Raw genomic sequence first — 21,443 nt, forward strand, 5'->3', positions numbered from 1 at the left:
ATGGTACCCTTAACGTTTCTTCATAATAAAGTCACGCGCAGCCTTCCGCTGGTGCTGGCAGCCCTGATCTTTGCTGGCTGTGGCACACAGGCGCCCGATCAAAGTGCGGCCCATATGGAGGGTACAGCCCAGGCTGACTCCGGCTTCTATCTGCACCAGATGGAGCAGAGCTCCGATGATACCCGGATCAACTGGCAATTACTCGCCATTCGTGCACTGCTGAAAGAGGGTAAAACCCAGCGTGCCGCCGAACTGTTTAAGCAACTGCCGCAAACCTTAAATGACCGCCAGCGCTATGAGCAGTTCCTGCTGGCCGCTGAACTAAAAATTGCACAGAACGACGTTGCCGGGGCGAAGAAGATCCTCGGGAATATCGACATCAGCGTGCTGGATAAAAACCAGCAGGCCCGTTTCTGGCAGGCCGCTATTGCCGCTGAGCAGGGTCGCCCTTCCCTGACGCTGCTGCGGGCGCTGATTGCCCAGGAGCCGTTGCTCCCTGCCGCTGAAAAACAGAAAAATATCGATGCCACCTGGCAGACGCTCTCCGCCATGAACCCGGATCAAGCCAATGCACTGGTGATTAACGCCGACGAAAATGTCCTGCAGGGCTGGCTGGATCTGCAGCGCGTCTGGTTCGATAACCGCAACGATCCGGATATGCTGAAAGCCGGGATTAAAGACTGGCAAACCCGCTACCCGAACAACCCGGGGGCAACCATGCTGCCAACGCAGCTGGTTAATGTGCAGAACTTCAAGCCTGCCTCCACCAGCAAAATCGCCCTGCTGCTGCCGCTGGGTGGCCAGGCCGCGGTGTTTGGTCGCACGATCCAGCAGGGTTTTGACGCGGCGAGAAATGGCACCGCAGCCGTCGCGGGTAACGCCGTTCCTGCCCAGGTCGCCCAGGCGGCCAATGCTGGTGATGTGGTGAGCCCGTCCAGTGCCGAAACCAATGACCTGACCACGGCCCAACCTGTCGCCGTGCAGGAAGGGACGATGCAGGACCCGGTCCAGGCCCCTGAGACTACCCAACCCGCCACCGCGCCGGATAACAGCGTGCAGGACCCCATGCAGGCACCTGCCACCGCACAAGCCCCTCAGGCCACGGCTATCGCCAACCCGGCCGCCGAGGTGAAGGTGTATGACACCAGCACCCAGCCGCTCGACCAGGTACTGAATCAGGTCCAGCAGGATGGTGCCAGCATCGTGGTCGGCCCGCTGCTGAAAAACAACGTCGAAGAGCTGATGAAGAGCAACACCCCGCTGAACGTGCTGGCCCTTAACCAGCCGGAGCAGGTGCAGAATCGCCCGAACGTCTGCTATTTCGCTCTGTCGCCAGAAGACGAAGCCCGTGATGCCGCGCGTCATATCCACGAACAAGGTAAGCAGGCTCCCCTGCTGCTGATCCCGCGCAGCCAACTGGGTGACCGCGTCGCCACCGCCTTTGCCGAGGAGTGGCAACAGCTCGGCGGCGGCATTGTTCTGCAGCAGAAATTTGGTTCAAGCTCCGAACTGCGCGCGGGCGTTAACGGCGGCTCAGGCATTGCTCTGACCGGCAGCCCGGTCACCTCCAGCCTGCCGCAGCAGCAGGGCGTGACCATTGGCGGTCTGACTATCCCGGCCCCGCCTACGGACGCGCAGATTAGCGGCGGCGGCAGTGTCGATGCGGCTTACATCGTCGCCACCCCGGAAGAGATCGCCTTTATCAAGCCGATGATCGCCATGCGTAACGGCAGCCAGGCTGGCGTGTCGCTGTATGCCAGCTCGCGTAGCGCGCAGGGCACCGCTGGCCCGGACTTCCGTCTCGAGATGGATGGCCTGCAGTACAGCGAGATCCCGATGCTGGCAGGCAGCAACCCGGCGCTGATGCAACAGGCGCTGAGCAGCGTACGCAACGACTACTCCCTGGCGCGTCTGTATGCCATGGGTGTGGACGCCTGGACGCTGGCAAACCATTTCACCCAGATGCGCCAGGTGCCAGGCTTTGAAATTAGCGGCAATACCGGCGATCTCACCGCCACTCAGGACTGCGTGATTAACAGGAAGTTATCATGGCTCAAATACCAGCAAGGACAGATCGTTCCGGCCAGCTAACCCGCAAACAGACCGGCGACGCGCGCGAGCTTCAGGCGCGTCGCTGGCTTGAGCGCAACGGACTGCGCTTTATCGCCGCCAACGTTCGCGCACGCGGCGGTGAAATTGACCTTATCATGCAGGACGGCCCGACCATCGTGTTCGTCGAGGTGCGCTACCGCCAGTCATCCCGCTATGGCGGGGCCGCCGCCAGCGTGACCCGGGCCAAGCAACAAAAATTATTACTCACCGCCCAGTTGTGGCTTGTCCGGCATAATGGCAGCTTTGATACTGTGGATTGCCGGTTCGATGTGGTAGCCTTCACCGGAAACGCCATCGAATGGTTCAAAAACGCCTTCGGCGCAGACGCGTAAATCAGATCGTTAAGGGATACCGTGCTCGAAAGAATTAAGGTGTGCTTCACCGAAAGCATTCAGACTCAGATCGCAGCGGCAGAAGCGCTGCCGGACGCCATCTCCCGCGCGGCGATGACGCTGGTACAGTCCCTGCTCAACGGCAACAAAATCCTCTGTTGTGGCAACGGCACATCGGCCGCCAACGCACAGCATTTTGCTGCCAGTATGATTAATCGTTTTGAGACAGAGCGTCCCAGCTTACCTGCCATTGCACTTAATACCGATAACGTGGTCTTAACGGCGATTGCTAACGATCGTCTTCATGATGAGATCTATGCCAAACAGGTACGTGCGTTAGGGCATGCCGGTGATGTGCTGCTGGCTATCTCTACGCGCGGCAACAGCCGCGACATCGTCAAAGCCGTTGAAGCCGCCGTCACACGCGACATGACCATCGTCGCGCTGACCGGCTACGATGGCGGCGAGCTGGCGGGGCTGTTAGGTCCTCATGATGTTGAGATCCGTATTCCTTCCCACCGCAGCGCGCGCATTCAGGAGATGCACATGCTGACGGTGAACTGTTTATGCGATCTGATTGATAACACGCTTTTCCCTCACCAGGATGATTAAGGAGTTTACATGAAGGCACTTTCGCCCCTCGCAGTCCTTATTTCTGCGCTGCTGCTTCAGGGATGTGTCGCTGCAGCGGTAGTGGGTACCGCGGCAGTGAGCACCAAAGCCGCAACTGACCCGCGTTCCGTGGGCACACAGGTGGATGACAGCACTCTGGAGCTGCGCGTGAACAGCGCCCTGTCCAAAGACCAACAGATTAAGAAAGAAGCGCGCATCAACGTGACGGCATACCAGGGCAAAGTTCTGCTGGCAGGCCAGGCACCCAATACCGAACTCGCCGCCCGTGCTAAGCAGATCGCTATGGGTGTAGAAGGCACCACCGAAGTGTTTAACGAAGTGCGCCAGGGTCAGCCGATTGGCCTGGGCGATGCCTCCAACGACACCTGGATCACCACCAAAGTGCGCTCCCAGCTGTTAGGTAGCGATCAGGTTAAATCTTCTAACGTGAAGGTGACCACCGAGAACGGCGAAGTGTTCCTGCTCGGCCTGGTGACTGACCGTGAAGGCAAAGCGGCGGCGGATATCGCCAGCCGGGTGAGCGGCGTGAAGCACGTCACCACCGCTTTTACCTACATCAAGTAACCTTCCCTGCCCTCTGCCATCGGCAGAGGGCCATTAGCCCTCCCCCTGCGCCCTCTCCCTGATCTTCGCTGACGGAATGATATTGACGCCCGTCGTGGACGCGCTCAGCGCCTCCTGCAGCATCACCTGCGCCACATCGCGCGCGTCTATCGACTTGAGATTGCCAGGCAACAGGCTAAATAACGGTGCAAACAATGATTCGCTGAAGCGGTGTTTTTCCCGATCGCCCAGCAGCATTGACGGCCGCACGATGGTCAACCGCTCCCACTTCTGGGCAATCAGCGCCTCTTCCATTTTGCCTTTCACCTTGTTGTAGAAGAACGGCGAGTGCGCGTTGGCCCCCATCGAACTGACCACCAGCAGATGCTTCGCCCCGAGCCGTTTGCCGGTCAGGGCCGTATCCACCACCAGGGTGTAGTCGGCATGGATAAAGGCCTCTTTGCTGCCCGCCTCACGCCGCGTGGTACCCAGACAGCAAAAGACGGTGTCCACCGGATCCTGAACCTGCGCCAGCGCGTCGGTCAGCTGCGGATCGTGCGGGTTAAACACGCCCTCGATATCGCCCAGCGGGCGACGTGTTGGGGCGGCAATATAGTTGACCTTCCGCTCCTGAATCAGCATACGCAGCAGATGCCCACCTACAAGGCCGGTCGCGCCGGTAATTAAAACCTGACTCATTATTCCTCCTTTGCAGATTAGTCCGTATGCGATTTCATGCTCCTCAACCACACTTAGTAGTCTCATTGCTAAGTATTTACCACAAGCGAAGAAAAAGCTGTCTGAAGCCAAAACAACGGAGGAAGCATGAGCAAGAAAATTGCAGTCTTGATCACCGACGAGTTTGAAGATTCAGAATTCACCTCGCCTGCCGAGGCGTTTCGCAAAGCGGGACATGAGGTGATTACAATCGAAAAACAGACGGGAAAAACGGTGAAAGGCCATAAAGGTGAAGCCAGCGTTTCCATTGATAAGGCTATCGACGAGGTGCGGCCTGCGGACTTTGATGCCCTGCTGCTGCCCGGCGGCCACTCCCCGGACTCACTGCGCAGCGACTCGCGCTTCGTAACCTTTACCCGTGATTTTGTCGCCGCCGGTAAACCGGTGTTTGCCATCTGCCACGGCCCGCAGCTGCTGATCAGCGCCGAAGTGGTGCGTGGTCGCAAACTGACAGGCGTGAAATCGATCGCCATCGATCTGAAAAACGCCGGAGCGGATTTTTATGATCAAGAGGTGGTCGTCGATAAGGATCAGCTGGTTACCAGCCGGACGCCAGAGGATCTGATCGCCTTTAACCGTGAGGCGCTGCGCTTACTCGGCGCGTAGCCAGTGATGTTTTTTGCCAAAGCCTAACGTGTTGTCAGTGAACTTGAGTTCATCCACGCGGATCTCCCACACGGGAGCTGGCATGGCGGCGGCAACCGGAAAGCGACGAAGATAGTGCTTACGCATCGCGTCGCTTTCCTCCCCCTCCAGACGTCGAATTTCCCCTTTGAACTGCACCCCGCGGATCAATGCCACCGTTTTCGGCTGCCCGTTGACGGTGCCCGCCACTTTCGCCAGCCTGCCGCTCATCTGCGCATGACGGGTTTTATCTTCGCTCAGAACGTAAAACGCCACGCGCTGCGGATCGTAATAGTAAAAGGCATTTGCGCACCACAGCTCATCATCATGGTGAACGCACCAGGTGACAACGTGCTGCTTCGCCAGCCAGCGGTTGATGGCGGCCAGAGTTTCCATTTCGCTTCTCTCTCGTGCTAAGGTGCGTTCACCTTAACATACTGAATCTGTTGCCGTGAGCTGGTTTCTCTATCTTGTTCGAACCGCTGATAATGCGCTCTATACGGGCATTACTACCGATGTGCCGCGCCGCTTCCTGCAACATCAGACGGGAAAAGGGGCGAAGGCATTACGCGGCAAAGGGGAACTGACGCTGGCGTTTTCCGCCGTCGTAGGGGATCGTTCGCTGGCGCTGCGGCTGGAGTATCGGATCAAACAGCTGACGAAGCGCCAGAAAGAGCGCCTCGTCAGTGGCGACGGGTCGTTTGAGGCGCTACGCGAGAGCCTGCAAACGCCGCTGATTAAAAGCGATTGAAGTGGTCGTGGTATTCCACCAGGCCGCTGACGCCGTTAAGCGCATCATCCGCCAGCGGGTGCAGCTGGAATGCCGACTCGGTGCCCGGCCAGCGGCAACGCAGGTCGTAATGGGCCGCTTTCTCGAAGCCTAAACGGCTGTAGAACGCCGGATCGCCCAGCGTGACCACCGCGGCATAGCCAAACTCATTGAGCGAATCCAGCCCCTCGTAGACCAGCTGACGCGCCAGGCCTTGTCCACGGTAGTTTTCATCTACCGCCAGCGGCGCCATGCCGACCCACTGCAGCTCTTCGCCCTGCACGGTGACCGGACTAAAGGCGACATAGCCGACCACCTGCCCCTCATCGTCGGTAGCCACCAGGCCCAGCGTAATCAGGCCATCCTCACGAAGGTCCTGAACCAGTTGCGCTTCACCGTCCCCTTCAAAGGTCCGGCGTAATAAGGCATCGATACCCGGGGCATCGATACCAATCTCTACTCGAATCAACATGGCTCACCTACAGAAGTGTGTTTACTTTCCGGCGGCGTTTTCAAACCCGCCTCGACAAAATCGGCCAGTTGCAGCAGCGCCACGCGCAGCGGCTTTGGCATCTGTTCCAGTTCAATGGCATCCATCAGGTTTTTGACATACAGACCTAACTCGGTATCGCCTTCAATCACCAGACGGCGCTGGAAAAAGAGCGTATCAGGATCCTGCTTACGCGCCGCGATCATCAGCAGATCGCTGGCATCAGCGCTGAAGCTGACATCCGCTTCTGCGGATTCGCGGACCACCAGCTGTTCATTCTCAACGGAGGTGTACCAGCGCAGGCCGATATCCCGCACTTCGATACTTAACCAGCGCCCTTGCAGAAACTCCAGCTCGCCCTCCGCCAGCGCCTGACGGAACTGCCAGCTGAGTACCTGTTGCAGCACCTGGCGCTTTAGCGCAAAGGGTGCCAGCTTCACCGGCACGCTCAGCAGCGATGGACCAAATTGTACGAGACGTGAACGCAGTTTATCCAGCACGAGCAATACTCCCTGATATCTATAGTCCTGATATTTTGCCATATCCAGTCGTTGGTATAGCGGCGTAAATCAACAAACTGACGTCCGGCGTAATCCATTATTGGTGCCATCAATACGCCATTAGCTGCCTTAAATCAAAATTTGTCGCCTGATGGTTAATTAAAATCGCTGTTCGATAACAATTTTGCATCCCTCTGGGGCTGCGAACGTCAGGATAAATTATGGAGCTGCTCTGCCCTGCTGGAAATCTACCGGCGCTTAAGGCGGCCATCGAAAACGGCGCCGATGCGGTTTATATCGGGCTGAAGGACGATACCAATGCCCGTCACTTCGCTGGTCTCAATTTTACCGAGAAAAAGCTGCAGGAAGCGGTGAGCTTCGTGCACCAGCATCGCCGCAAGCTGCATATCGCCATTAATACCTTTGCCCACCCCGACGGCTATAACCGCTGGCAGCGCGCAGTGGATATGGCGGCGCAACTGGGGGCCGACGCGCTGATCCTTGCCGACCTCGCCATGCTGGAGTATGCCGCCGAACGCTACCCTCATATTGAGCGCCATGTCTCGGTTCAGGCATCGGCCACCAACGAAGAGGCCATTCGTTTTTACCATCGTCACTTCGACGTGGCGCGCGTGGTGCTGCCGCGAGTGCTGTCTATTCATCAGGTTAAGCAACTGGCACGCGTCACGCCAGTGCCGCTGGAAGTTTTTGCCTTTGGCAGCCTGTGCATTATGGCTGAAGGGCGCTGCTATCTCTCCTCCTACCTGACCGGTGAATCCCCTAACACCGTGGGCGCCTGCTCGCCGGCCCGCTTTGTGCGCTGGCAGCAGACTCCGCAGGGGCTGGAGTCGCGTCTGAACGAGGTGCTGATCGACCGCTATCAGGACGATGAAAACGCCGGTTATCCAACGCTGTGCAAAGGCCGCTATCTGGTGGATGGCGAACGCTATCATGCCCTGGAAGAGCCCACCAGCCTCAATACCCTGGAGCTGCTGCCGGAGCTGCTGGCGGCCAATATTGCATCGGTGAAAATCGAAGGCCGTCAGCGCAGCCCGGCGTACGTCAGCCAGGTGGCAAAAGTGTGGCGTCAGGCGATCGATCGCTGCATGGCGGATCCAAAGCAGTATGCCCCGCAGCCCGCATGGATGGAGACCCTCGGCGCCATGTCCGAAGGTACCCAGACCACGCTGGGCGCGTATCACCGTAAATGGCAGTGAGATAACGCATGAAATATTCATTAGGACCGGTGCTCTACTACTGGTCAAAAGAGACGCTGGAAGATTTTTACCAGCAGGCGGCAACCAGCCAGGCCGATGTGATTTATCTCGGTGAGGCGGTGTGCAGCAAGCGTCGCGCCACCAAAGTCGGTGACTGGCTGGAGATGGCGAAAAGTCTGGCCGACAGCGGCAAGCAGGTGGTGCTCTCCACCCTGGCGCTGGTACAGGCCTCATCGGAACTGAACGAACTGAAACGCTACGTGGATAACGGCGACTTTCTGCTGGAAGCGAGCGATCTCGGCGTGGTGAACCTGTGCGCCGAGCGCACGCTGCCGTTTGTCGCCGGGCATGCGCTGAACTGCTATAACGCCGTCACCCTGCGTCTGCTGCTTAAACAGGGTATGACCCGCTGGTGTATGCCGGTGGAGCTTTCCCGTGACTGGCTGGTCAACGTGCTGGCCCAGTGCGACGAGCTGGGGATCCGCAATCAGTTCGAGGTGGAGGTACTGAGCTATGGCCATCTGCCTCTGGCCTATTCCGCCCGCTGCTTTACCGCGCGCTCAGAGAACCTGCCGAAAGACGAATGCGAAACCTGCTGCATCAAGTACCCGAACGGGCGCAGCGTGCTGTCGCAGGAGAATCAGCAGGTGTTTGTCCTGAACGGTATTCAGACCATGAGCGGCTACGTGTACAACCTCGGCAACGAGCTGGCCTCGATGCACGGCCTGGTGGATATGGTGCGTCTGTCGCCATTAGGCCCGGACACCTTCGCCATGATTGACGCTTTCCGCGCCAACGAGAATGGCGCGGCCCCGCTGCCGTTAACCGCTAACAGCGAGTGCAACGGCTACTGGCGACGTCTGGCCGGGCTGGAGCTTCAGGCCTGAAAAAGGCTCACTTTGTTAACAATGATGAGTAAACTTTAATGCAATATTGAAGATTCACCGTCGACAAAGTGAGCTGTTATGACTGATAAATCCATTCCGTTTTCGGTGCTGGACCTGGCGCCGATCCCTGAAGGCTCCTCAGCAAGAGAAGCCTTTACCCACTCTCTGGATCTCGCCCGCCTGGCTGAACAGCGCGGTTATCGTCGCTACTGGCTGGCGGAGCACCACAATATGGTCGGGATCGCCAGTGCGGCCACCTCGGTGCTGCTCGGCTATCTGGCGGCCAATACCACTACCCTGCATTTAGGCTCGGGCGGCGTGATGCTGCCGAACCACGCCCCGCTGGTGATTGCCGAACAGTTTGGCACGTTGAACACCCTCTACCCTGGCCGCATCGATCTGGGGCTGGGCCGTGCGCCGGGCAGCGATCAGCCAACCATGCGCGCGCTGCGCCGTCATATGAGTGGCGATATCGATAACTTCCCGCGCGACGTGGCGGAGCTGGTGGACTGGTTCGACGCGCAGGACCCGAACCCGCATGTCCGCCCGGTGCCGGGCTACGGCGAGCAGATCCCGGTCTGGCTACTGGGTTCGAGCCTGTACAGCGCCCAACTGGCTGCCCAGCTGGGCCTGCCGTTTGCGTTCGCCTCACACTTTGCGCCGGATATGCTGCACCAGGCGCTGCATCTCTATCGCACGAACTTTAAACCCTCGGCGCGACTGGAAAAACCGTACGCGATGGTCTGTATCAACATCATTGCCGCCGACAGCAACCGCGATGCAGAATTCCTGTTTACCTCCATGCAGCAGGCGTTTATGAAGCTGCGCCGCGGCGAAACAGGCCAACTCCCGCCGCCGGTAGAAAATATGCATCAGCTGTGGTCGGCGTCAGAACAGTATGGTGTGCAGCAGGCGTTAAGCATGTCGCTGGTGGGTGATAAAGCGAAAGTGCGCCACGGGCTGGAAGCGGTGCTGCGCGAAACCCAGGCCGACGAGATCATGGTGAACGGGCAGATTTTCGATCATCAGGCGCGGCTGCATTCGTTCGATCTGGCGATGCAGGTGAAAGAGGAACTTCTAGGGTAGTTTTTTGCCGGGCGGCGCTGCGCTTGCCCGGCCTACGGTTTTCGCCCTCTCCCTTCGGGAGAGGGTCGGGGTGAGGGGACCAGGCCGCACGATTTACTGATACACCGGCAGCAGATTAAAGCTCGACAGCAGGTGCACCAGCGCGTTACCAATCCCGAACACCAGAATCAGCGCAATCATCGGTTTGCCGCCCCAGACGCGGAATTTTGGGCTGCCGAAGCGTTTACGTGATTTGCGCGCAAGCAGCGCTGGCACAATCGCCGCCCAGATAGTTGCCGCCAGCCCCGCATAGCCAATGGCATACAGGAAACCGTTCGGCCACAGCAGGCCACCGATCACCGGCGGCAGGAAGGTCAGCAGCGCGGTTTTCAGACGGCCCATCGCCGAATCATCAAAGCCACAAAGATCGGCCAGATAGTCAAACAGGCCCAGGGTCACGCCGAGGAACGAACTTGCCACGGCAAAGTTAGAGAAGATCACCAGCAGCAGATCCAGACTGCGGCTGTTCAACACTCCGCTCAACGCCTGCACCAGCACATCAATGTTACCGCCCTTCTGCGCGATGCCGATGAATTCCGGACGCGGGATATTACCCATCGTCCCCAGCAGCCAGATGACATATAACCCCAGCGCCAGCAGCGTGCCGTAGACCAGACAGCGAGTGATGGTGCGCGGATCTTTACCGTAGTACTTCATCAGGCTCGGGACGTTGCCGTGATAGCCAAACGACGCCAGACAGAACGGCAGGGTCATCAGCAGATACGGCGAATAGGAGGTATTGCTCTCCGCCACATTAAACAACGTGGCCGGGGTGACATGCCCCAGCAGGCTGCCGAAGGTCAGGAAAAAGGTGATGACCTTCGCGCCCAGCACAATGGCCGTCATCCGACTTACCGCTTTGGTGCTCATCCAGACGATAAATGCCACAGCCAGAGCAAAGCAGAGACCCGCCAGCCGCGCCGGAACATCCAGCGACATCTCAGCGAAGGTGTGGTGCAGAATCGAACCACTCGCCGAGATATAGGCGTAAGTCAGGATATAGAGCACAAAGGCAATGGAGATACCGTTGACGATGTTCCAGCGTTTGCCGAGCAGGTCGCGGGTGATGGTGTCGAAGCTCGACCCAATGCGGTAGTTCAGGTTAGCTTCAAGGATCATCAGGCCGGAGTGCAGCATACAGAACCAGGTGAAGACCAGTGCCGCCAGCGACCAGAAGAACCACGCCCCGGACATCACCACCGGCAGAGAGAACATCCCTGCGCCAATGATGGTACCGCCGATGATCACCACACCGCCGAGCAGCGAGGGTGACGTTTGGGTGGTGGTTAGTGTCGCCATACAGCCTATTCTCCAGTCAAAAATTTGGGACCTGCATCTTAATGTGCTGCACTGTACCAGTACAATAGTACAAAGGGAATAAAAAAAGCCCCGATATCGCTATCGGGGCTGTATATATTACTTTACGACTGAAGCGTAAGGCTTACGCGTCACGACGACGGGTAGGTGCACCGCCATCTTCACGACGTGGGCCGCGGTTTTCACGACGCTCACCGCTGAAACGACCTGCACCTGGTGCAGCGCCTTCACGACGAGGACCACGACCGCCTTCACGACGCTCACCGCCACCGAAGCCACGGCCAGCAGGACGATCGCCTTCACGACGCGGACCACGGTCCGGACGCGGCTGGGCATCACCCATCAGCTGCATGTTCATCGGCTTGTTCAGAATGCGGGTACGAGTGAAGTGCTGCAGCACGTCGCCCGGCATACCTTTTGGCAGCTCGATGGTGGAGTGGGTACCGAACAGCTTGATGTTACCGATGTAACGGCTGCTGATGTCGCCTTCGTTAGCGATCGCGCCAACGATATGACGAACTTCAACACCGTCATCACGGCCTACTTCAATGCGGTACAGTTCCATCTCGCCAGCGTCACGACGTTCGCGACGTGGACGGTCTTCACCACCACGCTCTGGACGGTCGCCACGTGGGCCACGATCGTTGCGGTCATTACGGTCGCCACGACGTTCGAAACGATCGTCACGGTCACGGAATTCACGCTTAGGACGCATCGGCGCATCTGGTGGCACGATCAGGGAACGTTCACCCTGTGCCATCTTCAGCAGAGCGGCAGCCAGCGTTTCCATATCCAGCTCTTCGCCTTCAGCGGTTGGCTGGATCTGCGCCAGCAGCGCACGGTACTGATCCAGATCGCTGCTTTCCAGCTGCTGCTGTACTTTCGCGGCGAATTTTTCCAGACGGCGTTTGCCCAGCAGATCTGCGTTAGGCAGGTCAGCTTCTGGAATGGTCAGCTTCATGGTGCGTTCGATGTTACGCAGCAGACGACGCTCGCGGTTCTCAACGAACAGCAGCGCACGGCCCGCACGACCTGCACGACCGGTACGGCCGATACGGTGAACGTAAGACTCGGAGTCCATCGGGATGTCGTAGTTCACAACCAGGCTGATACGCTCAACGTCCAGACCACGTGCTGCCACGTCGGTTGCAATCAGGATATCCAGACGACCGTCTTTCAGACGCTCCAGAGTCTGCTCACGCAGGGCCTGGTTCATGTCGCCGTTCAGCGCGGCGCTGTTGTAGCCGCTACGCTCCAGGGCTTCAGCCACTTCCAGGGTTGCATTTTTGGTACGAACGAAGATGATCGCCGCATCAAAATCTTCTGCTTCCAGGAAACGCACCAGCGCTTCGTTTTTACGCATACCGTATACAGACCAGTAGCTCTGGCTGATGTCCGGGCGAGTGGTGACGCTGGACTGGATACGCACTTCCTGCGGATCCTTCATGAAGCGACGGGTAATGCGACGGATCGCTTCCGGCATAGTTGCAGAGAACAGAGCGGTCTGATGACCTTCCGGGATCTGCGCCATGATAGTTTCTACGTCTTCGATGAAGCCCATGCGGAGCATTTCGTCAGCTTCATCCAGTACCAGACCGCTCAGTTTAGAGAGATCCAGCGTACCGCGTTTCAGGTGATCCAGCAGACGACCCGGGGTACCGACGACGATCTGTGGACCCTGACGCAGGGCGCGTAACTGCACGTCATAACGCTGGCCGCCGTACAGGGCAACCACGTTTACGCCGCGCATATGTTTAGAGAATTCAGTCATCGCTTCCGCAACCTGAACAGCCAGTTCACGGGTCGGAGCGAGTACGAGGATCTGCGGTGCACGCAGGTCCGGATCGATGTTGTTCAGCAGCGGCAGCGAGAACGCTGCGGTTTTTCCGCTACCAGTCTGGGCCATGCCCAGCACGTCACGACCGGCGAGTAAATGCGGGATGCATTCTGCCTGGATCGGAGATGGTTTTTCGTAACCCAGATCGTTAAGGGATTCAAGGATAGGAGCCTTCAGGCCCAGATCTGCAAAAGTGGTTTCGAATTCAGCCATGTAGTACAAGTGCCTCGATATTAATGGCGGCCAGTCTACATAACTCATCGTGAAAATTTTCGGTAATTTTCATTGAAAGTGTGAACCGGCTCAAAGTAGGTGTATTGACGAACAACAACGCCCTCACCCGTTAAGATGATGACAATCAAAAAATGATTATGGGCTGATGTGTTGACGTCAGCTATTGCTGGTCCGATTCTGCCAGGTCGTCGTGCTCCTGGCCCAAGAGCGATAATTCCAACAATGCATAACGGTGCTCAACATAGTTGTGTACGTTGTTAGCAACCGCTAATTTGAACAGTGCCGTGGCGCTGTCCATATCCCCCAGACTTAGGTAGTACTTACCTAAATAGAAGTTGGTTTCACTGAGATGCTCAGCGAGCGAGGTGTTATCCGTTGCGTCTGCCTTGAGCTTTTCCATCAGCGTTGCTTCGCTGATGTTGCCCAGGTAGAACTCGACAATATTCCATCCCCACTGTTCCTTGTCCGATTTTTCGAAGCGTTGGTTTAACGCGTCTTTGGCCTGCTTTGCATCGAGCTTCTGCTCAACAATGTAAAGCCACAGGCTACGGAAAGGGTCGTTAGGATCGTCTTGATAAAACGCTAGCAGATCATCTTGCGCTAACTTGTCACGACCACCGTAATACAGGGCGATCCCGCGATTCAAGTGCGCGTAGTTGTAAGTTGGATCAAGCTCAAGTACAGAATCAAACGCTTCATAGGCAGCATCAAAATTGCCTGCCTGCGTTAAATAAATGCCTAAGTAATTGAATACTTCAGGCATATCCGGTCGGATCGCCAACGCTTGTGAAAAATCATTTCGCGCTAGTGCCCTCAGACCGAGACTATCATACAACACTCCGCGCTCATATAAAAGCTGTGCGCGTTCGTCATCGGTTAAAGCCCGACTGGCAAGAATTTGTTCCATGCGTGCCAGAATCACTTCCTGCTGCAAAGTCGGTTGCAGTGGCACTGCGAGGACTTCACTTTTACGCCAGGCAGAGTTGCTGCATCCTGCCAGCGTCAAAGCTGTCGCAACGAAACACCAGCGCAGAAAAGGCTTCATTTCCCACTCCCGAAGACAACTATTGGATGAACGTCCTGTCCCCCGGCGGCTCAACAAGGCGTCCTGCCTGATAACAAGCCCCCCGCTTGCGCGGAGGGCAAACAGCAACCTTACTCGCCCTGTTCTGCTGCCGGAGCTTCCGGTGCAGCGGCAGATGACTGCTCAGTCGCTTCTTTAATGCTCAGACGGATACGGCCCTGACGGTCAACTTCCAGAACTTTAACCGGAACTTCCTGACCCATCTGCAGGTAATCGGTCACTTTCTCAACGCGCTTGTCAGCGATCTGAGAGATGTGAACCAGACCTTCTTTACCGCCACCGATGGCAACGAATGCGCCAAAGTCAACGATACGGGTCACTTTACCGCTGTAGATACGGCCCACTTCGATCTCTGCAGTGATCTCTTCGATACGACGAATAGCGAATTTCGCTTTCTCGCCGTCGGTCGCTGCGATCTTCACAGTACCGTCATCTTCGATTTCGATGGTGGTGCCGGTCTCTTCGGTCAGAGCACGGATAACAGAACCGCCTTTACCGATAACGTCTTTGATCTTGTCCGGGCTGATCTTGATGGTGTGGATACGCGGTGCGAACTGAGAAATGTCGCCACGTGGCGCGTTAATCGCCTGTTCCATCACGCTCAGGATGTGCAGACGTGCACCTTTCGCCTGGTTCAGCGCAGCATGCATGATCTCTTTGGTGATGCCTTCAATTTTGATATCCATCTGCAGAGCAGAGATACCTTCGCGGGAACCCGCAACTTTGAAGTCCATATCACCCAGGTGATCTTCGTCGCCCAGGATGTCAGACAGAACAACGTAGTTGTCGCCTTCTTTCACCAGACCCATTGCGATACCCGCAACGGCCGCTTTCACCGGAACACCCGCGTCCATCAGTGCCAGAGAAGCACCACACACGGAAGCCATAGAAGAAGAACCGTTAGATTCGGTGATTTCAGAAACCACGCGAACGGTGTACGGGAATTTGTCAGCATCTGGCATCACTGCCAGCACGCCGCGCTTCGCCAGACGACCGTGACCAATTTCACGACGCTTAGGCGAGCCTACCATACCGGTCTCACCGACGGAGTACGGAGGGAAGTTGTAGTGGAACAGGAAGCTGTCAGTGCGCTCGCCCATCAGTTCGTCGATGTTCTGTGCGTCACGGGCAGTACCCAGGGTCGCAGTTACCAGCGCCTGAGTTTCACCACGGGTGAACAGTGCGGAACCGTGAGTACGTGGCAGCACGCCAGTACGCACATCCAGACCACGGATCATGTCTTTTTCACGGCCATCGATACGCGGCTCGCCAGCCAGAACGCGGCTACGAACAACGTTTTTCTCGATCGCATGCAGAATTTCGCTCAGCTCGTTCGCATCCAGGGACTCATCTTCTGCAACCAGCGTAGCGATGGTTTCAGATTTGATGACGTCAACCTGAGCATAACGCTCCTGCTTGTCGGTGATGCGGTAAGCATCGCTCAGACGGGCTTCAGCCTGCGCAGCAACGCGCGCGTTCAGCGCTTCGTTCACTGCTTCTGGCTGCCAGTCCCAACGTGGTTTACCGGCTTCTTTCACCAGGTCGTTGATGTTCTGGATAACGATCTGCTGCTGCACGTGGCCAAAGACCACCGCGCCCAGCATCTGGTCTTCGCTAAGCAGTTCTGCTTCGGATTCAACCATCAGTACTGCCGCTTCGGTACCGGCAACAACCAGGTCCAGCTTGCTCTCTTTCAGCTCGTCCTGAGTTGGGTTCAGAACGTACTGGTCGTTGATGTAACCCACGCGTGCAGAACCGATTGGACCATTGAATGGAATACCAGACAGGGACAGGGCTGCAGATGCGCCGATCATCGCCACGATGTCCGGGTTAACCTGTGGGTTAACGGAAACAACGGTCGCGATAACCTGAACTTCGTTTACGAAGCCTTCCGGGAACAGCGGGCGAACCGGGCGGTCAATCAGACGCGCGATCAGGGTTTCGCCTTCGCTTGGACGGCCTTCACGACGGAAGAAACCACCCGGGATTTTACCGGCAGCGTAGGTACGCTCCTGGTAGTTAACGGTCAGCGGGAAGAAGTCCTGACCTGGTTTTGCTTTTTTCTGGCCAACCACGGTTACGAATACCGCGGTGTCATCCATGCTTACCATAACAGCAGCAGTAGCCTGACGCGCCATCATGCCGGTTTCCAGCGTGACGGTGTGTTGACCATACTGGAATTTACGAACGATCGGATTCAGCAAGATTCTGTCCTTTCTTAAATGAATGACAGCACACCAGAGGCGTGCTGACGTTTAACCGGACCTTCTTCGCATCCTCGCGACTAATGACAACCGACACCCCCATGGGTGAAGCCTCTCATTAGCCGCGCGAACCTCTGCAATGAAGATCATTTATAGCAACAATACATTAGTTTCCAGTGAATTGCTGCGGTCTGGTTGAAAAAAGGGGCCATAAGGCCCCCTTTTCTGAAACTCGCAAGACTTAGCGACGCAGACCCAGACGCTCGATCAGCGAGGTGTAGCGTGCAACATCTTTACGTTTCAGGTAGTCGAGCAGTTTACGACGCTGAGAAACCATACGCAGCAGACCACGACGGCTGTGGTGATCTTTTTTGTGCTCTGCAAAGTGACCCTGCAGGTGGTTAATCTGTGCAGTCAGCAGTGCAACCTGAACTTCGGTAGAACCGCTGTCGTTAGCATCACGACCAAACTCAGAAACGATTTTAGCTTTAGCTTCAACGCTTAGAGACATTTTAAAACTCCAAAGTATAAAGAATGAAAGGATGCCGATCTCTAATTCAGCTATCCCATGTATAACGCTTGCCAATTGTTAAACAATTCAACAGACGTTAAGCGGCAATATTCTACCCGCCTCCCCTGGTTATCGCAAGGTAAGGCGTCAGCTTATGCCGGATATTCGACCACCAGACGGCGCGGTGCAACACGACCTTCGTCGTCAATTTCACCCATACCGATAAAGGTGTTGTCGTCGCCTTCCGTAACGCGAACCAGCCCTTGATAAGGGACGTCGGTGGTGCGCACCGGGTTACCGTTTTTGAAGTAAACGGACGAGGTCAGCGGCAGATTGACGACCGGGTAGTCCGAAGCTGGACTGTCCATCGGCATCAACAGTGGGTCCAGCAACTCGGCAGCATCAATACCCTGCTCCTGAGCCTGCTCAACCAGCGCCTGCAGCTGCTCCAGCGTCACCATCCGTTCTGCAGGATACTTACTGACGGCCAGACGGCGCAGATAGATCACGTGCGCGCCACAGCCCAGCTTTTCACCCAGATCGTCAATGATGGTTCGGATGTACGTGCCTTTTGAGCAGTGGACTTCCAGCTCCAGCTCATCGCCTTCATGACGAATGAACAGCAGTTCATACACCGTAATCGGACGGGCTTCACGCGGCACCTCGATACCCTGGCGTGCATACTCATAGAGTTTTTTGCCCTGGTATTTCAGTGCGGAATACATCGACGGCACCTGCTCGGTGTCGCCGCGGAAACTTTCCAGCGCCGCCTCAAGCTGATCGCCGCTGAACGTCACCGGACGCTCTTCGACCACCTGACCGTCCGCATCGGAGGTATCCGTGCGCTGACCCAGCTTCGCAATCACGCGGTAACGTTTATCGGAATCCAGCAGATACTGGGAAAACTTCGTCGCTTCGCCCAGGCAAACCGGCAGCATGCCGGTCGCCAGCGGATCCAGCGCACCGGTATGACCGGCGCGGTTGGCATTATAGAGACGCTTTACTTTTTGCAGCACGTCGTTGCTGGAGGCACCCTGGTGCTTATCCAGCAGCAGCACGCCGTGCACGTCGCGACCGCGACGACGAGGACGACTCATTAGTCCTCCTTGTTATCGTCCGGGTTCACACGACGCTCATCATCCTGCTTCACCACGCTGGTGACCAGGTTGGACATGCGCATCCCTTCAACCAGTGAGTTATCGTAGAAGAAGGTCAGTTCCGGCACGATACGCAGGCGCATAGCTTTGCCCAGCAGAGAGCGGATAAAACCAGAGGCATCCTGCAGGGCTTTGATGCCCAGCTTAACTGCCGCTTCATCCTGGTCATTCAGGAAAGTCACAAATACTTTGGCATAGGCCAGATCGCGGGATACTTCAACCCCGGATACCGTTGTCATCATGCCCAGGCGTGGGTCTTTAATTTCGCGCTGCAGGATGATTGCGATCTCTTTTTGCATCTCTTGAGCAACGCGCTGCGGGCGACCAAATTCTTTCGCCATAATAAATTCTCCAGACAAAAAAGGGGCTCTAAGCCCCTTTTGTTAATTCTTGCCGGGTGGCGCGAGGCGATCCCGGCCTACATTCTACGCAGATTAAGCGATGGTACGCTGGATCTCGATGATCTCGAACACTTCGATCATGTCGCCAACGCGAACGTCGTTGTAGTTCTTCACGCCGATACCACATTCCATGCCGTTACGGACTTCGTTAACGTCATCTTTGAAGCGGCGCAGGGATTCCAGCTCGCCTTCATAGATAACCACGTTGTCACGCAGAACGCGGATTGGGTTGTGACGCTTGATGTTGCCTTCGGTAACCATACAGCCCGCGATCGCACCAAATTTCGGTGATTTGAACACGTCACGTACTTCAGCCAGACCGATGATCTGCTGTTTCAGTTCCGGAGACAGCATACCGCTCATTGCCGCTTTCACTTCGTCGATCAGGTGATAGATGACGGAGTAGTAACGCAGATCCAGGCTTTCCGCTTCGATCACGCGACGCGCAGAAGCATCGGCACGGACGTTGAAGCCAACCAGAATTGCGTTGGACGCTGCAGCCAGGGTTGCGTCGGTTTCGGTGATACCACCTACGCCAGAACCGATGATCTTCACTTTCACTTCGTCGGTAGACAGTTTCAGTAAAGAGTCGGAGATCGCTTCCACAGAACCCTGAACGTCGGCCTTCAGAACGACGTTCACTTCGTGAACTTCGCCTTCGGTCATGTTGGCAAACATGTTCTCGAGTTTAGATTTCTGCTGGCGAGCCAGTTTAACTTCACGGAATTTGCCCTGACGATACAGCGCAACTTCACGCGCTTTCTTCTCGTCACGAACAACGGTCACTTCATCACCGGCAGCCGGAACACCGGACAGACCGAGGATTTCCACCGGAATGGATGGACCTGCTTCCAGCACTTCACGACCCAGTTCGTCACGCATTGCACGAACACGGCCATATTCGAAGCCACACAGCACGATGTCGCCTTTGTTCAGGGTACCTTCACGTACCAGAACGGTAGCAACCGGGCCACGACCTTTATCCAGGAAGGATTCGATCACCGCACCGCTCGCCATACCATTGCGAACCGCTTTCAGCTCCAGAACTTCAGCCTGCAGCAGGATAGCGTTCAGCAGGTCATCGATACCGGTACCCACTTTTGCAGAAACCGGGATGAACTGAGACTCACCGCCCCACTCTTCTGGCATAACACCGTACTGGGACAGTTCATTTTTAACGCGATCCATGTCCGCTTCTGGCTTATCGATTTTGTTCACTGCAACGACCAGAGGCACCTGCGCCGCTTTCGCGTGCTGGATTGCTTCGATAGTCTGCGGCATCACGCCATCGTCTGCTGCAACCACCAGAACAACGATATCCGTCGCCTGAGCACCACGAGCACGCATGGAGGTAAACGCGGCGTGACCCGGGGTATCCAGGAAGGTGATCATCCCGTTATCGGTTTCTACGTGGTAGGCACCGATGTGCTGGGTAATGCCGCCTGCTTCGCCGGAGGCCACTTTCGTAGAACGAATGTAGTCCAGCAGAGAGGTTTTACCGTGGTCAACGTGACCCATGATGGTTACAACCGGTGCACGCGGTTCAGCCGCTGCGCCAGTGTCACGGTCGCTCATTACCGCTTCTTCCAGCTCGTTTTCACGACGCAGGATAACTTTGTGGCCCATCTCTTCGGCAACCAGCTGTGCGGTTTCCTGGTCGATAACCTGATTGATGGTCGCCATTGCACCCAGCTTCATCATCGCTTTGATGACCTGAGAGCCTTTAACGGCCATCTTGTTCGCCAGCTCGCCAACGGTGATGGTTTCGCCGATGATAACGTCACGGTTAACAGCCTGAGCTGGCTTCTGGAAGCCTTGCTGCAGAGCGGAACCTTTACGCTTACCACCTTTACCACCGCGACCCGCTGCACGCGCTTCTTCGCGATCGGCTTTGGATTCAGCGTGCTTGTTGCCCTTCTTCTGAGGACGGGCAGTTTTTGATGCGGTACGGGTACGGCTACGACCACCTTCAACTTCACGGTCGTTTTCGTCTTCTGCCTGGCGCGCATGCTGAGAAGTAGTCACGTGATAATCACTGGTGTCTTCTGTCTGCTCAACAGGATTCACACCGTTCTTCTCGTTCTCTTCTGCCATACGGCGCGCTTCTTCAGCAACACGACGTGCGTCTTCTTCCAGCTTACGGCGAGCTTCTTCTTCCGCTTTACGCTTCAGCTCGGCAGCTTCATTTTCACGACGGGCTTTTTCCGTCTGGGCAGTTTTGGTCATTTCGTCAGTCTGTTGATTGCTCACTTTGTCTTTTTCCGCCGCGTCACGCTTCGCTTTATCACTGGCATCGCGCTTCGCTTTTTCTGCGGCCTCACGTTCAGCTTTTAATTCTGCCTCACGTTTGGCGGTTGCTTCCGCCTCACGCTGAGCTTGTTCTTCCGCTTCACGCTGCGCCTGCTCTTCCGCGGCAAGGCGTTCAGCCTCTTGCGGATCACGTTTTACAAAGGTGCGTGTCTTGCGGACTTCGATTTGTACCGATTTGCTTTTTCCACCGGTACCTGGAACATTTAACGTACTGCGTGTTTTACGCTGTAACGTCAGTTTATCAGGCGCCGAGCCGTGTTCACGGTTCAGGTGCGATAATAAGGTTTGTTTCTCTTGCGCGGTCACTGAGTCATCAGCAGACTTCGGGATCCCTGCATCAGCAAATTGCTGTACCAGGCGGTCCACGGAAGTCTGAATCTCAGCAGCCAGCGTTTTTACAGTTACATCAGTCATGCTG

The 21,443-nt window shown here is 56.5% G+C and carries 21 protein-coding genes and 1 pseudogene; 9 read left to right on the plus strand and 13 right to left on the minus strand.

Annotated elements, in window-relative coordinates:
- The 4 genes from G7090_RS20560 to dolP are packed head-to-tail and all read left to right on the plus strand — an operon-like array spanning position 1 to position 3,641.
- Positions 1-2,091: a penicillin-binding protein activator gene (locus G7090_RS20560; RefSeq protein ID WP_166184194.1), complete on the plus strand. Its 2,091-nt coding sequence runs from the start codon at positions 1-3 to the stop codon at positions 2,089-2,091.
- Entirely contained in the window at positions 2,049-2,444 is a 396-nt protein-coding gene (locus tag G7090_RS20565; RefSeq protein WP_166184197.1) for a YraN family protein, read from the plus strand. Before G7090_RS20560 ends, G7090_RS20565 begins: the two co-directional genes overlap by 43 nt.
- Before the next feature lie 21 nt (positions 2,445-2,465).
- The gene (diaA, locus tag G7090_RS20570; protein ID WP_032614385.1) at positions 2,466-3,056 is read left to right on the plus strand and encodes a DnaA initiator-associating protein DiaA; all 591 of its coding nucleotides are present in this window, start codon (positions 2,466-2,468) and stop codon (positions 3,054-3,056) included.
- Positions 3,057-3,065: 9 nt separating this feature from the next.
- Complete coding sequence (dolP, locus tag G7090_RS20575) at positions 3,066-3,641, plus strand: division/outer membrane stress-associated lipid-binding lipoprotein (protein WP_106994795.1); 576 nt, start codon at positions 3,066-3,068, stop codon at positions 3,639-3,641.
- 33 nt (positions 3,642-3,674) lie between these two features.
- On the opposite strand, the gene G7090_RS20580 is transcribed toward dolP, so the two are convergent.
- Positions 3,675-4,319 (minus strand): NAD(P)H-binding protein, encoded by a 645-nt coding sequence (locus G7090_RS20580; protein WP_166184199.1) that lies wholly within the window; start codon positions 4,317-4,319, stop codon positions 3,675-3,677.
- 126 nt (positions 4,320-4,445) lie between these two features.
- Here G7090_RS20580 and G7090_RS20585 point away from each other — a divergent pair, with 126 nt between their 5' ends.
- Entirely contained in the window at positions 4,446-4,964 is a 519-nt protein-coding gene (locus tag G7090_RS20585) for a type 1 glutamine amidotransferase domain-containing protein (RefSeq protein WP_166184201.1), read from the plus strand.
- Here G7090_RS20585 and G7090_RS20590 read toward each other — a convergent pair.
- A complete protein-coding gene (locus G7090_RS20590; RefSeq protein WP_166184203.1) occupies positions 4,950-5,378 on the minus strand; it encodes a YhbP family protein in 429 nt (142 codons plus the stop codon). The two genes, G7090_RS20585 and G7090_RS20590, sit on opposite strands and share 15 nt — an antisense overlap.
- A 14-nt stretch (positions 5,379-5,392) precedes the next feature.
- Here G7090_RS20590 and G7090_RS20595 point away from each other — a divergent pair.
- A pseudogene (locus tag G7090_RS20595) lies at positions 5,393-5,733 on the plus strand (GIY-YIG nuclease family protein).
- Here G7090_RS20595 and G7090_RS20600 read toward each other — a convergent pair.
- Complete coding sequence (locus G7090_RS20600) at positions 5,720-6,223, minus strand: GNAT family N-acetyltransferase (protein ID WP_106994800.1); 504 nt, start codon at positions 6,221-6,223, stop codon at positions 5,720-5,722. The pseudogene G7090_RS20595 and the gene G7090_RS20600 overlap by 14 nt on opposite strands.
- Entirely contained in the window at positions 6,217-6,741 is a 525-nt protein-coding gene (locus G7090_RS20605) for an SCP2 domain-containing protein (RefSeq protein ID WP_106994801.1), read from the minus strand. The genes G7090_RS20600 and G7090_RS20605 overlap by 7 nt, the downstream gene beginning before the upstream one ends.
- A gap of 221 nt (positions 6,742-6,962) precedes the next feature.
- Here G7090_RS20605 and G7090_RS20610 point away from each other — a divergent pair, with 221 nt between their 5' ends.
- The 3 genes from G7090_RS20610 to G7090_RS20620 all read left to right on the plus strand — a co-directional run bounded on the left by G7090_RS20610 (position 6,963) and on the right by G7090_RS20620 (position 9,931).
- Positions 6,963-7,958 carry a peptidase U32 family protein gene (locus G7090_RS20610; protein WP_106994802.1) on the plus strand — a complete coding sequence of 332 codons (996 nt, stop codon included), beginning with the start codon at positions 6,963-6,965 and terminating at the stop codon, positions 7,956-7,958.
- Positions 7,959-7,966: 8 nt separating this feature from the next.
- Complete coding sequence (locus G7090_RS20615) at positions 7,967-8,845, plus strand: U32 family peptidase (RefSeq protein ID WP_166184207.1); 879 nt, start codon at positions 7,967-7,969, stop codon at positions 8,843-8,845.
- A gap of 78 nt (positions 8,846-8,923) precedes the next feature.
- Positions 8,924-9,931 (plus strand): luciferase-like monooxygenase, encoded by a 1,008-nt coding sequence (locus G7090_RS20620; protein ID WP_106994804.1) that lies wholly within the window; start codon positions 8,924-8,926, stop codon positions 9,929-9,931.
- 93 nt (positions 9,932-10,024) lie between these two features.
- On the opposite strand, the gene mtr is transcribed toward G7090_RS20620, so the two are convergent.
- The 9 genes from mtr to infB form a co-directional block, all read right to left on the minus strand.
- Positions 10,025-11,269 carry a tryptophan permease gene (gene mtr / locus G7090_RS20625; protein ID WP_166184209.1) on the minus strand — a complete coding sequence of 415 codons (1,245 nt, stop codon included), beginning with the start codon at positions 11,267-11,269 and terminating at the stop codon, positions 10,025-10,027.
- A gap of 142 nt (positions 11,270-11,411) precedes the next feature.
- Positions 11,412-13,337, minus strand: coding sequence for a DEAD/DEAH family ATP-dependent RNA helicase (locus tag G7090_RS20630; RefSeq protein ID WP_166184211.1), 1,926 nt, complete (start codon positions 13,335-13,337; stop codon positions 11,412-11,414).
- Positions 13,330-13,410 (minus strand): protein YrbN, encoded by an 81-nt coding sequence (gene yrbN / locus G7090_RS20635; RefSeq protein WP_098946273.1) that lies wholly within the window; start codon positions 13,408-13,410, stop codon positions 13,330-13,332. Before yrbN ends, G7090_RS20630 begins: the two co-directional genes overlap by 8 nt.
- Positions 13,411-13,518: 108 nt before the next feature.
- Positions 13,519-14,403 carry a lipoprotein NlpI gene (gene nlpI / locus G7090_RS20640; protein WP_059307114.1) on the minus strand — a complete coding sequence of 295 codons (885 nt, stop codon included), beginning with the start codon at positions 14,401-14,403 and terminating at the stop codon, positions 13,519-13,521.
- A gap of 110 nt (positions 14,404-14,513) precedes the next feature.
- Positions 14,514-16,646 (minus strand): polyribonucleotide nucleotidyltransferase, encoded by a 2,133-nt coding sequence (gene pnp / locus G7090_RS20645; RefSeq protein WP_166184213.1) that lies wholly within the window; start codon positions 16,644-16,646, stop codon positions 14,514-14,516.
- Between the two features lie 241 nt (positions 16,647-16,887).
- Complete coding sequence (rpsO, locus tag G7090_RS20650) at positions 16,888-17,157, minus strand: 30S ribosomal protein S15 (RefSeq protein WP_106994808.1); 270 nt, start codon at positions 17,155-17,157, stop codon at positions 16,888-16,890.
- Between the two features lie 152 nt (positions 17,158-17,309).
- Positions 17,310-18,254: a tRNA pseudouridine(55) synthase TruB gene (truB, locus tag G7090_RS20655; protein WP_166184215.1), complete on the minus strand. Its 945-nt coding sequence runs from the start codon at positions 18,252-18,254 to the stop codon at positions 17,310-17,312.
- Positions 18,254-18,655: a 30S ribosome-binding factor RbfA gene (gene rbfA, locus G7090_RS20660; RefSeq protein ID WP_059307112.1), complete on the minus strand. Its 402-nt coding sequence runs from the start codon at positions 18,653-18,655 to the stop codon at positions 18,254-18,256. Before rbfA ends, truB begins: the two co-directional genes overlap by 1 nt.
- Positions 18,656-18,748: 93 nt before the next feature.
- Complete coding sequence (gene infB / locus G7090_RS20665; protein ID WP_106994810.1) at positions 18,749-21,439, minus strand: translation initiation factor IF-2; 2,691 nt, start codon at positions 21,437-21,439, stop codon at positions 18,749-18,751.
- Between the last annotated feature and the right edge of the window lie 4 nt (positions 21,440-21,443).

This window comes from Leclercia sp. 29361 (assembly GCF_011290365.1).
Classification (GTDB): domain Bacteria; phylum Pseudomonadota; class Gammaproteobacteria; order Enterobacterales; family Enterobacteriaceae; genus Enterobacter; species Enterobacter tamurae.

What these genes read in the sequence shown, in the direction of transcription:
- G7090_RS20610 (WP_106994802.1), top strand. Translation starts at nt 6,963, where the DNA reads ATGGAGCTGCTCTGCCCTGCTGGAAATCTACCGGCGCTTAAGGCGGCC.
- rbfA (WP_059307112.1), bottom strand. Translation starts at nt 18,655, where the DNA reads ATGGCGAAAGAATTTGGTCGCCCGCAGCGCGTTGCTCAAGAGATGCAA.
- G7090_RS20620 (WP_106994804.1), top strand. Translation starts at nt 8,924, where the DNA reads ATGACTGATAAATCCATTCCGTTTTCGGTGCTGGACCTGGCGCCGATC.
- G7090_RS20615 (WP_166184207.1), top strand. Translation starts at nt 7,967, where the DNA reads ATGAAATATTCATTAGGACCGGTGCTCTACTACTGGTCAAAAGAGACG.
- nlpI (WP_059307114.1), bottom strand. Translation starts at nt 14,403, where the DNA reads ATGAAGCCTTTTCTGCGCTGGTGTTTCGTTGCGACAGCTTTGACGCTG.
- infB (WP_106994810.1), bottom strand. Translation starts at nt 21,439, where the DNA reads ATGACTGATGTAACTGTAAAAACGCTGGCTGCTGAGATTCAGACTTCC.
- G7090_RS20600 (WP_106994800.1), bottom strand. Translation starts at nt 6,223, where the DNA reads ATGTTGATTCGAGTAGAGATTGGTATCGATGCCCCGGGTATCGATGCC.
- rpsO (WP_106994808.1), bottom strand. Translation starts at nt 17,157, where the DNA reads ATGTCTCTAAGCGTTGAAGCTAAAGCTAAAATCGTTTCTGAGTTTGGT.
- G7090_RS20565 (WP_166184197.1), top strand. Translation starts at nt 2,049, where the DNA reads ATGGCTCAAATACCAGCAAGGACAGATCGTTCCGGCCAGCTAACCCGC.
- G7090_RS20630 (WP_166184211.1), bottom strand. Translation starts at nt 13,337, where the DNA reads ATGGCTGAATTCGAAACCACTTTTGCAGATCTGGGCCTGAAGGCTCCT.
- G7090_RS20580 (WP_166184199.1), bottom strand. Translation starts at nt 4,319, where the DNA reads ATGAGTCAGGTTTTAATTACCGGCGCGACCGGCCTTGTAGGTGGGCAT.
- G7090_RS20560 (WP_166184194.1), top strand. Translation starts at nt 1, where the DNA reads ATGGTACCCTTAACGTTTCTTCATAATAAAGTCACGCGCAGCCTTCCG.
- G7090_RS20585 (WP_166184201.1), top strand. Translation starts at nt 4,446, where the DNA reads ATGAGCAAGAAAATTGCAGTCTTGATCACCGACGAGTTTGAAGATTCA.
- truB (WP_166184215.1), bottom strand. Translation starts at nt 18,254, where the DNA reads ATGAGTCGTCCTCGTCGTCGCGGTCGCGACGTGCACGGCGTGCTGCTG.
- mtr (WP_166184209.1), bottom strand. Translation starts at nt 11,269, where the DNA reads ATGGCGACACTAACCACCACCCAAACGTCACCCTCGCTGCTCGGCGGT.
- G7090_RS20590 (WP_166184203.1), bottom strand. Translation starts at nt 5,378, where the DNA reads ATGGAAACTCTGGCCGCCATCAACCGCTGGCTGGCGAAGCAGCACGTT.
- yrbN (WP_098946273.1), bottom strand. Translation starts at nt 13,410, where the DNA reads ATGAAAATTACCGAAAATTTTCACGATGAGTTATGTAGACTGGCCGCC.
- dolP (WP_106994795.1), top strand. Translation starts at nt 3,066, where the DNA reads ATGAAGGCACTTTCGCCCCTCGCAGTCCTTATTTCTGCGCTGCTGCTT.